Source organism: Clostridium sardiniense (assembly GCF_016907995.1).
GTDB lineage: Bacteria > Bacillota > Clostridia > Clostridiales > Clostridiaceae > Clostridium > Clostridium sardiniense.
In genome coordinates this window covers 25,609-38,319 of record NZ_JAFBDA010000014.1, presented here as the reverse complement: position 1 = coordinate 38,319, position 12,711 = coordinate 25,609, and the positions used below count along the sequence as shown (strand labels likewise).

Below are 12,711 nucleotides of genomic sequence, written 5' to 3'. Positions count from 1 at the left end.
TAGTGAATATTATAAAAGTAGAATTAAAAAGAAGCATTAAATCGCTATTAACATGGAGCATTGTAACCTCTCTTATATTAATTTTATTTATGTCTCTTTATCCATCTTTTAAAGACAGTGGGATGGTGGATATAATAAATGCAGAAATAGATGCTCTTCCAAAGGCAATGCTTGAAATGTTTAATATGAAAGATACACCTAATTTTTCTAATATAATAGAATACTTTGCTTATTCATTTCAATATATATTGATGGTATCAGGAATATATGGTGGCATACTTGGTGTTAATTCATTAATAAGTGAAGAAAGTGATGGGACTATAGAATTTCTTTATTCAAAGCCAGTATCAAGAGAAAAGATAGCAGGAATGAAGATAATATCAAATTTATTAATATTTTTAATATTTTCTATAATTATAAGTATAGTATCTATAATACTTATGATGGTTCTAGCACCTGATGGAACAGACTTATTAAAGGTATTAGTAGATACTAGAAACATATGTATAGGATTTACTGTAGTTGGATTAGTATTTTTAAGCGTAGGATTTTTAATTTCAACTATAATAAAAAGCTCAAAGAGTGCTATAGCACTATCTCTTGGAGTATTTTTCGCAACATATTTTATTGGTGTAATCTCTAAGATAAAAGAAAATGTAAACTGGTTAAGAATAATTTCTCCTTATGAAAATTTTATTCCAGGTGAAATAGTAAAAGATGGACTAAATGTTCCATATATTATAGGAAGTCTTTGTATTATACTAATATGTATCATATATAGTGTGATTATATACAGAAGGAAAGACTTTAAAATTTAAAACTAAAAGTGCAGACTCTCTAGATATTAGGGAGTCTGCACTTTTATATATGAGAAGCTATTTATAGAAGCAATAAATTTTAATTCATTTATTATTTATTTAGATTTAAAATATTATCTATTAATTAATAGTATAATACAAAGAAAAATGGAGAATATGATTAGATGGATAGGAGATGATGGGTATGAAGGCTATAAGAGAAGAAATAAACAAGGATATAAAGTTTGTAGTTATGTTTAGTATCTTTACTTCAATTATTATTATATTATTTTTATCAATATATCCGCTAATTGAAATCAATATAAAGAAAATTATAGATTCAGATATTCTTAATATAAATAAGTTTAGTGAAATGAGACCGTTAGTTAATTATACTAGTATAGTTAATTATATGGCATATATGTTTGATTACATCTATATAATTGCAGGTATTTATGGAGGGACTCTTGGAGCGTGTGCATTTTTAGATAAAAAAGAAGATAATACAAGTACTAATGATTATTTATTTTCTAAGATATTAGGAAATATAGAAAAATTTTTAGCATATACACTGATGATAGGAATGGCAACATTCATAATGATTGTGCTTGTTACGCCTATAGATGGGAAAATAGAGTATGTATTATTAGAGGAAGTAAATCTACTAATAGGAGTATTTATAATAGGTATATTTTTTATGAGCATAGGGTTTATCATCTCATTAGTATCTAATAATAAAGTTATTAGTATAATAATTTCTTTCGTAGTAGTTGTTTATACATATATTTTAGGAGTAGTTTCAAGGTTCTCATATAAATTAGAAATTTTAAAAATATTTTCTCCTTTTGAAAATATTAAACCTATAGATATAATAAATTATGGATATTATGGATTGGTTATATTTAGTATTATAGTTACATCAATATGTTTTATATTACTAACAATTCTTGCATATAAAGAGATGAATGATAGAAAAAATATTTAAAAAAGTTTTTAAATCATAGGTATTTACCTATGATTATCATAATAAAATCTTCGTTTACGATGTACATTGCAAAGGATAAAATAGATAGAAGAGGTGATTGTTAATGAATAACTTAAATAAGGAATTAAATAAAATATTAAAGGAAGAAATTATTACGTTTAGGGAAAACGGACATAAGTTTTTAAACAAAGAGATCAATGTAGCACAATTTAAAGGAATGTCTGGGGGAATGGGTGTTTACGCACATAGAGGTGGACAAGAGTTCATGATAAGATTAAAAACTCCTTCAGGAAGAGCAACTAAAGAAGATCTTGCTAAGATATATGAGTGGGCAAGTAGATATAACTTAGAGTGGATTCATCCAACAACAAGAGAGGCCATACAATTACATGGATTAGGAATAGATGATGTATGTGACTTAATGGAAGAAGCAATGGATTATGGGATATACACAAGAGGATCAGGTGGGAACTTCCCAAGAAATGTTGCAATATCACCTCTTTCAGGTGTAGAAAAAGGAGAAGCTTTTGATGTGACTCCATATGCAGAAGCTGTAAATGAATATATTATGCAAAGAGTATATACTTATAAGTTACCTAGAAAAATAAAAATAGCAATGGCTAATAATTTAGCTGATGCACCACACTGTACAGCAACAGATTTAGGATTCTTAGCAGTAAAAGAAAATGGAGAAAATATGTTTAAAGTTTATCTAGGTGGCGGACTTGGAAGAAATCCAAGATTATCAGTTGAATATGATGAACTTATAAAACCAGAAGATGTAATATATCATGTTCAAGCTATGGTAGATTTATTTATGGCAGAAGGAGATTATTCGAATAAGAATAAAGCTCGTATAAGATATATTGTTGAAAGAATGGGAGAAGAAGAGTTTGTAAAATGTTATAAGAAGCATTTAGCAGAGCAATTTGAAAATAAAGATTTAAAAATAGATGTTAAAGAATATGAAGTTACTAAAAAAGGATATAAATCCGATGTAAAACATTCAAGACTAGTAGAGCAAAAACAAGATGGACTTTATAGTGTTTACTTCCATCCATTTGGTGGTAAATTAAATATGTCAGATCTTAAAGGTATTATTGATGCAACAAAAGATATGGAAGCAGTAGATTTCAGATTTACTATGGAAGAGGGCATGTATATAAGAAACCTTAATGGTAAAGAAGCTGAAAAGATGATAGAGTTAACTCAAGGTCATGGTGGAGAAATAAAGGTAATGCAATCTGTATCATGTATTGGGGTACCAATATGCCAAATGGGGCTAGCTAATAGTCAAGGATTATTAAAGAGTATTTTAGATAAACTTTCAAATGAAAATGTAGAGAAGGACCTATTACCTGTAATGCATATATCAGGATGTACAAATTCATGTGGTGTACATGAGATTGGGGAACTTGGATTTACAGGGAAATCAAAGAGAGTAAATGATACACCAAGAAAATGCTTTGAACTTCATGTAGGTGGAAAGTTTGCAATTGGAGAAGCAAAGCTTGGAGAAGTATATGGTGATATATTAGATGAAGAAATTCCTAATTTTATATATGATTTATATACTGTACTTGAAAAAGATAATGCTAAATTCAATGAGTGGTATGTAGAAAATAAAGAAGAATTTAGAAATATAGTAAACAAATATTTAGTTTAATATAATAAAAAAGTGGCTAAGCCACTTTTTTTTTATAAAATTTTGTTTTAAAATACAGATAATATAAAAATATAAGGAGAATAAAGATGGCAAAGAAAACAAGTAAGAATAATGATTTATTATATATAGCAAGAGAAAATACCTCACCAAAGGTTTACGATATAATACTAGACTTAGTTAATAAAGATAAAGAAAATATTGCAAAAGATGTAATGAAAGTAGATTATCTTTTAGAATATACTAGTACTTGCATAAAACAAAAAGATTTTAGAGAGGCTAGAGAGAGTATAAATAGAGCTTCAGAAAGAATAGAAATATTAAAAGAAAATGGAGCAAATACAGAATACTTAGAATATCTTAGAGATGGGATAAAAAATAAGATAAAGTAATTAACTATAGAGATTAATAAAATATTTTATTAATTTCTAAATTTTTATATATTAATTGATAATTATTATTTGTTAACAAAAGATTAAATTTAATAAAAGTTATTTTTAAAATCTATATTTAGTGTTATTATTAAATAAATGATAAGTAAACTCAATTAGAATATTTATTGATTATTTACAAAAGAAGAATCCATAAAGAGAATTATTAGGAGATGATGTTTATGGAAGATAATTTAAATAGAATATTATGCAAAACAACAAAAGAATATACAGTTAGAAGAATGAAAGCGCTATTACAAAAGGCAAAAATGCAGTATAAAGATTATACAGAAACATTAATAGATGCTGAAAAAGAAGATTATGAGAATGAACTTATAAATGAGGTTGAAGAAGCTAATGTAGATAATCCTCTACATGATAAATTAGATGATTTAGAGGATATATTAAAAACTTTAGTTAATGACTGTAAAGAAGAGAATATAGAGATAAATTTACAGCGTGCCTATAAAGAATTCTCAAATGGATTTTGTAATAAATGTGTTGATTATTTAAATAGAGAAAAACTAAGAGAAGAATTAATTCAATCTATTTTAGGATTTAAATGCCAAGATAAAGATATGATGAATAAAATAGTGGAAGAATGGATAAATAATTTAATGAAATGAAGCAAGATAAGGAGGGCTTATATTATATGTTTAAAGAAGAAAAAAATGGAGTTTCTATATATGGAAACTTATTAAATGGTAATTGGATAGTAAAAGATAGTACTAAATTAATAGAAATAAAATCACCTGCAAATGAACAAATAGTAGGATTTGTAGAAGCTATGAGCAAAGAAGCTGTAGATGAAGCTATTAGTGTAGCTAAGGATGCTCAAAAGAAATGGAGAGAAGTTCCAACTAATCAGAAATCAAGATTATTACACAATGTAGCTGATTTATTAGAAGAAAGAATAGAAGAAATGGCTGATATTATGGCTCTTGAAATATCTAAGGATAGAAAGAGTTGTATGTCAGAAATAAAAAGAACTGCTGATTTAATAAGATTTACAGCAGATACTGCAGAAAATATAAAGGGTGAATCAATACCGGGAGATTCTTTCCCTGGATTTAAAAATGATAAGATATCAATAGTTACAAGAGAACCACTTGGAGTTGTACTTGCAATTTCACCATTTAATTATCCAGTGAATTTAGCGGGATCTAAAATAGCACCTGCATTAATGGCTGGTAACACTGTTGTATTTAAACCTGCAACTCAAGGTAGCATATGTGGATTATATCTAGCAAAAGCATTTAATGAAGCAGGAATACCAAGCGGTGTTGTAAATACAATCACTGGTAAGGGAAGCGAAATTGGAGATTATGTTGTAACACATAAAGATATAGATTTTGTTAACTTTACTGGAAGTAGTGAAGTTGGAAGAAGAATATCTAAGATTACTGAAATGAAACCACTTTTAATGGAGCTTGGTGGGAAAGATGCAGCTATAGTTTTAGAGGATGCTGATTTAGATTTAGCAGCTAAAAATATAGTGGCTGGCGCATTTTCATATTCAGGGCAAAGATGTACAGCTGTTAAAAGAGTTCTTGTTATGGAATCTGTTGCAGATGAATTAAGTAGTAGGGTATTAAAAGAAATGGATAAGGTAACAGTTGGAAATCCATTAGATGGAGACTTTACAGTTGGACCTTTAATAAGTAGTAAGGCATGTGACTTTGTTCAAGGGATAATAAATGATGCAGAGAAAAAAGGTGCTAAACTTTTATTAGGTGGAACAAGAGAAGGAAATATAATAATGCCAACATTATTTGATAATGTAACAGTTGACATGAGAATAGCATGGGAAGAGCCATTTGGACCAGTTCTTCCAATAATAAGAGTTAAAACAATTGATGAAGCAATAAAAATTGCCAATGAATCAGAATATGGACTTCAATCATCAGTATTTACTAGAGACATAAATGAAGCATTCTATGTAGCTAATAGATTAGAAGTTGGAACAGTTCAAGTAAATAATAAGACTGAAAGAGGACCAGATCACTTCCCATTCTTAGGAGTAAAATCATCAGGTATGGGAACACAAGGTGTTGCTTACTCAATAGAAGCAATGTCAAGACCAAAGGCTACAGTTATAAATTTAAAATAATAAAAAGAGGCTCCAAAAATTGGAGCCTTTTTATTGTTTAAAAAATGTGTGATTTCCTATTTTTTTAGAATCTTTTTTTGCTGTTTCCTTCATCCAAGAGCAAGTTGCTATTGTAGGATTATAGAAGAATAAAGCTTCATTAGTTGGATCTTTTCCTCTAATTGCTTCATATACTGCGTCATAGCAAGATTCATTTGGCTGGGCAACTATCTTTCCATCAAACACACATGAGAATGCATTTTTCTGGAAGATTACATCAGATATAGTATTTGGGAACTTAGGGCTCATAACTCTGTTTAAAACTACAGATGCAACAGCAACCTTACCTTCAAAAGGTTCACCTCTGCTTTCACAATAAACAAGTTTAGCCATAAGATCAATATCAGCCTTTGTTATTTTAAGCTGAGATCCATTTTGATTAAAAACTTCTATATCATTTTTAGAAACTTCATTTTTAGTGGCTGATGTTGCTTTTACAGCTGTCTCTTTTTTAAGAGCAACTTTATTTTCTTCCTTCTTCTCATTAGTATCTAATTTGTCTTCACTTAAAGAAACATAATCAAATAAACTAAGCATAGAAGCATTTGCCTCTACAGATGACATTAACATAATAGAAAGTAAAAAAAGACTTACAAACTTTTTCATAAAAAACCTCCTTTTTACAACCCAGTCAAAGAATATTATTGCCAAAAGGAGAAATTATATACTATTTTTCTTTAAAAGATTCAAAATCCTTACATGATTTATTTAATGAATCTATAAACTCTGTATATTTTGAAAAGGAATCTTCATACTCATCTAATTTTTTTGGACTATCTTTAGAATCAATATCAGAATCTACTGTATCATCAATTAAATTTATATAAGATTCATAAGTGTTTATAGATTGTAGTAAACTTGAATGAAGTTCTGTAGCTTCTTCAGGGACACTTAGCGTATAAAAATCATTTTTAATATTCTCAAAAATAGATTTTTTATTCGTAATATCTGTAAGAAGTACGTTTAAATCTCTCTTATTTTCCTTAATATCCTCTAAAGCTGGTTTTAAATCATCATCAATTTCTTTAAATTTAGATATTAATTTATCAGCTGATAACATGTAAGATGAATTTTTTTCTTTAGTTATATCTTTCATGATATTAATTTGAATTAATGTATCAAAATACTTATAAGTTTTATCAAAAAATTCTAAGCTATCTTCTGATATAAGGCTTTTTATTCTAAGTTTAGTTAAAGAATTATTACTTTCTTTAAAGCTATCTAAAGCGCCTTTATAATCTTTGAGTTTATTATCAAGGCTAGGGCTTGATTGACTCATATACATAGATAGAGCTTGTTCACAAAATGCTATGTTATAGTCTAGGGTTTCATCAAATTTTGTCTTTGTCTCAGTAACAGTTTCTGATACTTCAAGAGCATCTAGTGAGCCTTTTACTTTATTTAAATTAATAATAGCAATTGAGAGATCATTTTTTGCAGTTTCAGAATTTACATTATCAGAGTCATTTGAATTTTCTAAAGTTGCATTTATAGATGAGACCTCCTTAGCTAATCTATTGATTTCTCTAATATTTCTACTAGATGGAGTCATTTTGGTTATAATAAGTAGTATTAATGGAATTGAAATAATTATTAAAGCAATAGAGAACAACACCTTTTTTGTTTTGATATAATCAATAAATTTATTTAGCTTTTCTTTACATATCTCCATAATATTCCTCCTTTTCATAAGATAAATAAAGTAATCTTATAAATTATATTATTTAAGGTTTTAAAATATTATTAAAAATAATAAAAAGTAAAACTCTGTTATACTAAGGTTAGAGTATTTGGTGTATAATTTAGAAAAGATACAATAATAAGGGGTGAAACTGATGCAGGATTTTTTTATTGGAGCAATAAATTCAATTAAACATATATCTATTTTTTCAATAGTAGATATTTTAGTTGTTTCATATATTTTTTATAAAGGATATATGCTTATGAGGGAAACAAGAGCAGAACAGCTTTTAAAAGGAATTCTGTTTATTCTTGCATTAATTCCAATAAGTTATGTTTTGAGACTAAATATGTTATATTTCATATTAAGTAAGACATTGACAATAGGAGTTCTTTCTTTTGTAATTATATTCCAACCGGAAATTAGACGTGCACTTGAACATCTAGGTAGAAGTGCTTTTGATGAGACTCATAATATAAGAGATGTAAAAGAGAGAGAAGCAGTAATAGATCAAATAGTAACAGCAGTAGAAGATTTAGCAGGAACAAAAACAGGAGCATTAATTGCAATAGAACAGGGAACAGGACTTGGAGAAGTTACTGGATCAGGTACTATAATAGACGCCGAGGTTAGTTCAGCACTTTTAGAAAATATTTTTGTTGTAAATACACCTCTTCACGATGGGGCAACAATTATAAGACAAGATAGGATTTATGCTTCAGGTTGTGTATTACCATTAACAAATAATACTGGAATAAATAAAAAGCTAGGTACTAGACATAGAGCTGGTATTGGTCTTTCAGAGAACTCAGATGCATTAGTTATAATTGTTTCAGAGGAAACAGGAGTAATTTCCCTTGCTATAGGTGGAAGACTAACTAGAAATTATGATAAAGAAAAATTAAAAAGAACTTTATTAAGCATTATGCATGATAAAGAAAATAAAAAAGTAAAATCAGCTGGTGAGAGGGTGAAATCATGGATAAAAGGAATACAAAACAAACGTTAGTTATAAAATTGGTATGCGTACTTCTATCCTTTGGTCTATGGCTTTATATAACGAATATTCAAAGTCCAATTAGAACTTATACTTTAAAAGATGTTTCAGTTAAGTTATTAAATACTCAATCATTAAAGCAGTTTGGATTGGCAATATCTCCAAAACAAACTTTTACCGTAGATTTAAGCCTTGAAGGTGATGCAAAGGATATTTATTCAGTAACTAAAGATCAGTTTTCTTTGACAGCTGACCTTGGAGAATATGCTTTAAAAACTGGAATAAATAATATACCAGTTCAAGTAGTGAATTATCCAGAGGAATTAAATATAAAAAATAATGGTAATTTAGTAATTAAGGTTAAATTGGAAAAATTAATAACTAAAGATTTTAATACGGTATCGAAAGTTAAAGTAAATTATGCACAAGGTGTATATAAGCAAAAAGAGCAGTTTACTTCAGAAAAAGTTGAGGTATCAGGCCCACAAAGTTCTGTAGATAAAGTCGCAAATGTAGCTTTAGTTGGTGACCTTAATAACGTCAGTGGAAGTGTAACTAAAGAATTTCCTCTTAAAGCATTAGATGCAGATGGAGATATAGTTGAAGGGGTTACTTTAAGTAAAGAAACAGGAACGATTGCTATTGACGTCAATAATGGGAAGAGTGTTGATTTAAAAACTGAATATACAGGTCAAGTACCAAAGGGATATAAGTTAGTTAGCACAACGCCTTCAAGAACTTCAGTTCAAATTGTAGGAAACGAAAATATTATAGCATCTATAAATTCTGTTCAAACTGAAAAAGTAGATTTATCAGATATAAGAAGTAATACAGAGAAGAAAGTTAAAATAATATTACCTAAAGGGGTTAGTCTAGCTAGTGGAGATAATTATATAACTGTAAATATTGTTATTGAAAGTGAAAATAGTAATAATCAGACACCTTCTAATAAAATAACTAAGGTATTCGATGTGCCAGTAAATTATACTGGAATTAATAGTGAATTTGAGATGTCTAATGAAACTAAGACAATTAAGGTAACTGTACAAGGAGATGAGGCAGACATAAATAATATGAAAGCATCAGATTTTGTGTGCAATTTTGATTTAAGTAAATTTAAAAATGAGGGATCATTTGAAGAAGATGCAAATGTAACTATGGCAAATAGTAATCCAAATGTAACTATATCAAATGCTGATAAAGTTAAATTTACATTAAAGAAGAAATCAGCTTCAACTACAACGGATCAAAACAAAGATAAAGAGAATGGTAAGAAAACAGTATAGGAGAAATACGGTATGGCGATAAGAATAAATAATATTATTCTAAGTATAGAAGAAGATACTGCACTTCTTAATAAGAAGGCAGCAAAAAAAATAAGGATAAAAGAACAGGATATAGAATCATTTAAGATTATAAAAGAAAGTATAGATGCACGAAAAAAGGATGCAATTAAGTTCAATTATTGTGTTGATATAAAATGTAAAAATGAAAAGAATATAGTAAATAGACTTAACGATAATAATATAAAACTTGAAGAAGATGAAATTGCAGAAGAGTTTATTTACGGAGATGAAAAATTAAATTCTAGACCAGTTGTAATTGGATTTGGGCCAGCTGGGATATTTGCAAGTTTAACTCTGGCAAAACATGGATATAAACCGATAGTTTTTGAAAGAGGAGAAGATGTAGATAATAGAACAAAAACTGTAGAGGAGTTTTGGAAAAGTGGAAAACTTAATTTAAACTCTAATGTTCAGTTTGGTGAAGGTGGAGCTGGAGCGTTCTCGGATGGAAAACTTACAACCAGAATAAAAGATAAAAGATGTTCATTCGTGTTAGAGGAACTCGTTAAAAATGGAGCACCAGAAGAAATAATGTATGTTGGTAAACCTCATGTAGGTACGGATATATTAAAAGGTGTTGTTAAAAATATAAGAGAAGAAATAAAAAGTTTAGGGGGAGAAGTACATTTTAACTCAAAGCTTGAAGGAATAAATAAAGAAAATGGAAAACTAAAAAGCATAGTAGTAAATGGCAAAGAAATACCTTGCGAGTCTTTAATAGTTGCCATTGGACATAGCTCAAGAGATACTTATGAAATGATATATGATTCAGGAGTATTAATGGAGCAAAAAGCCTTTGCTATAGGAGTAAGAATAGAGCACCCACAAGAGATCATAAATGAAAGTCAGTATGGTAAGTATGCAAATCATCCAAAGCTTAAAGCTGCTGATTATAGATTAGTTTATCAAAGTAAAAAGTATAATAGAGGGGTATATTCATTCTGTATGTGCCCAGGAGGTGTTGTAGTTGGTGCTGCCTCAGAAGAGGGAAGACTTGTTTCTAATGGAATGAGTTATCATGCAAGAGATCTAGATAATGCAAATTCAGCTCTAGTAGTAACAGTTGGTCCTGAAGACTTTAAAGGAGACCATCCACTTGCTGGTATGGAATTCCAAAGACATTATGAAAGTCTTGCATTTAAATTAGGTGGTGGAAACTATAAAGCACCAATTCAACTTATAGGTGATTTCTTAAATGATAGGCAATCAACGAAGCTTGGAAGAGTGAAGCCTACATATGAGCCAGGATATGCTTTTAGAGAATTAAAGGAATGTCTACCAGAAGTTGTAGTAGATACTATAAAAGAGGGTATACAGGTGTTTGGTAAGAGAATAAAAGATTATGATATGGAGGATGGAGTTTTAACTGGTATAGAAACTAGAACATCAGCACCAGTTAGAATGCCAAGAAACGAGAGTTTTGAAAGTGTAAACTTAGAGGGATTCTATCCAACAGGAGAAGGTGCAGGTTTTGCTGGTGGGATAATTTCAGCAGCTGTAGATGGAATAAAGGTAGCAGAAGTAATTATGAAAAAATATAAAATAGACTAATTTTAAAAGTGGATTTATGCCACTTTTTTTTTGCTAAATTTTCTGACAATTCGTATTTTATATAAATTATCTGATACAATATAAATATTAATATTGTTATAAAATTAACGATAAAAAATTACATTTATGATTAAAGTATACAAAAAGATATTAATTTAAAATATAAAAGTAAGAGGTGCGTTGAAAATGAGTAGAAATTTTGATGATTTATTATCAAAGGTTAAAGAAATTGAACCAAAAAAAGTAGCAGTAGCAGTAGCTCAAGATGAGCCAGTACTAGAAGCAGTTAAATCAGCAAAAGAGCAAGGAATTGCAGATGCTATACTAGTTGGAGATAAACATGAAATTAAAAAGGTAGCTGATAAAATAGGAATGGATTTATCAGAATACGAAGTAATGCACGAAAAAGATACTAAAAAAGCAGCACTTTTTGCAGTTCAACTTGTTTCAAGTGGAAAAGCAGATATGGTTATGAAAGGATTAGTTGATACTGCAACTTTCTTAAGAAGTGTATTAAATAAAGAAGTTGGATTAAGAACAGGAAAACTTATGTCACACGTTTCTGTTTTTGAAATAGAAGGAATAGAAAGATTGATATACTTAACAGATGCAGCATTTAACACATATCCAGATTTAAAGGCTAAAAAACAAATAATAGAAAATTCAGTAGCAGTAGCACATGCTTGTGGACTAAAAATGCCAAAGGTAGCTCCAGTTTGCGCTGTTGAAGTTGTAAATCCAGACATGCCAGCTACTTTAGATGCTTCATTATTATCAAAGATGAATGATAGAGGACAAATAAAAGGATGTATCGTTGATGGACCTTTAGCACTTGATAATGCATTATCAGAAGAAGCAGCACATCATAAGGGAATAACAGGACCAGTTGCAGGAAAAGCAGATATAATAATGCTTCCAAATATAGAGACTGCAAATGTTATGTACAAATGTTTAACTTATACATCAAGATCAAAAAATGGTGGATTATTAGTTGGAACATCAGCACCAGTAATATTAACTTCAAGAGCAGACTCATTTGAAACAAAAGTAAATTCAATTGCATTAGCAGCTTTAGTTGCTGAATCATTAAAATAACATATTATTAGGAGGA

Annotated in this window: 12 protein-coding genes; 10 read left to right on the top strand and 2 right to left on the bottom strand. The window is 29.0% G+C overall.

The annotated features are described in order from the left end of the window. Positions 1-2 precede the first annotated feature (2 nt). The 6 genes from JOC62_RS12275 to JOC62_RS12250 all read left to right on the top strand — a co-directional run bounded on the left by JOC62_RS12275 (position 3) and on the right by JOC62_RS12250 (position 5,986). Entirely contained in the window at positions 3-818 is an 816-nt protein-coding gene (locus JOC62_RS12275; protein WP_204595568.1) for an ABC transporter permease subunit, read from the top strand. Positions 819-1,002: 184 nt separating this feature from the next. Beyond that, the gene (locus JOC62_RS12270; RefSeq protein ID WP_204595567.1) at positions 1,003-1,782 is read left to right on the top strand and encodes an ABC-2 transporter permease; all 780 of its coding nucleotides are present in this window, start codon (positions 1,003-1,005) and stop codon (positions 1,780-1,782) included. A gap of 103 nt (positions 1,783-1,885) precedes the next feature. Continuing rightward, positions 1,886-3,448, top strand: coding sequence for a nitrite/sulfite reductase (locus JOC62_RS12265; protein WP_204595566.1), 1,563 nt, complete (start codon positions 1,886-1,888; stop codon positions 3,446-3,448). 86 nt (positions 3,449-3,534) lie between these two features. Beyond that, positions 3,535-3,837 carry a hypothetical protein gene (locus JOC62_RS12260; protein WP_204595565.1) on the top strand — a complete coding sequence of 101 codons (303 nt, stop codon included), beginning with the start codon at positions 3,535-3,537 and terminating at the stop codon, positions 3,835-3,837. Positions 3,838-4,058: 221 nt separating this feature from the next. Further along, a complete protein-coding gene (locus tag JOC62_RS12255) occupies positions 4,059-4,502 on the top strand; it encodes a hypothetical protein (RefSeq protein ID WP_204595564.1) in 444 nt (147 codons plus the stop codon). A 26-nt stretch (positions 4,503-4,528) separates the two neighbouring features. Further along, on the top strand, positions 4,529-5,986 hold the full coding sequence (locus tag JOC62_RS12250; protein WP_204595563.1) for an NADP-dependent glyceraldehyde-3-phosphate dehydrogenase: 1,458 nt from the start codon (positions 4,529-4,531) through the stop codon (positions 5,984-5,986). A 30-nt stretch (positions 5,987-6,016) separates the two neighbouring features. On the opposite strand, the gene JOC62_RS12245 is transcribed toward JOC62_RS12250, so the two are convergent. After that, positions 6,017-6,631 (bottom strand): cell wall hydrolase, encoded by a 615-nt coding sequence (locus JOC62_RS12245; RefSeq protein WP_204595562.1) that lies wholly within the window; start codon positions 6,629-6,631, stop codon positions 6,017-6,019. A 61-nt stretch (positions 6,632-6,692) separates the two neighbouring features. Further along, positions 6,693-7,697 carry a hypothetical protein gene (locus tag JOC62_RS12240; RefSeq protein WP_204595561.1) on the bottom strand — a complete coding sequence of 335 codons (1,005 nt, stop codon included), beginning with the start codon at positions 7,695-7,697 and terminating at the stop codon, positions 6,693-6,695. A 163-nt stretch (positions 7,698-7,860) separates the two neighbouring features. On the opposite strand from JOC62_RS12240, the gene cdaA reads away from it, so the two are divergent. The 4 genes from cdaA (at position 7,861) to ptb (ending at position 12,695) form a co-directional block, all read left to right on the top strand. Next, positions 7,861-8,715 carry a diadenylate cyclase CdaA gene (gene cdaA / locus JOC62_RS12235; protein WP_204595560.1) on the top strand — a complete coding sequence of 285 codons (855 nt, stop codon included), beginning with the start codon at positions 7,861-7,863 and terminating at the stop codon, positions 8,713-8,715. Next, a complete protein-coding gene (locus JOC62_RS12230; RefSeq protein WP_204595559.1) occupies positions 8,685-9,989 on the top strand; it encodes a CdaR family protein in 1,305 nt (434 codons plus the stop codon). The genes cdaA and JOC62_RS12230 overlap by 31 nt, the downstream gene beginning before the upstream one ends. A gap of 12 nt (positions 9,990-10,001) precedes the next feature. Further along, positions 10,002-11,600: an NAD(P)/FAD-dependent oxidoreductase gene (locus JOC62_RS12225; protein ID WP_204595558.1), complete on the top strand. Its 1,599-nt coding sequence runs from the start codon at positions 10,002-10,004 to the stop codon at positions 11,598-11,600. A 186-nt stretch (positions 11,601-11,786) separates the two neighbouring features. Further along, positions 11,787-12,695 carry a phosphate butyryltransferase gene (gene ptb / locus JOC62_RS12220; protein WP_204595557.1) on the top strand — a complete coding sequence of 303 codons (909 nt, stop codon included), beginning with the start codon at positions 11,787-11,789 and terminating at the stop codon, positions 12,693-12,695. The last annotated feature ends 16 nt before the right edge of the window (positions 12,696-12,711 follow it).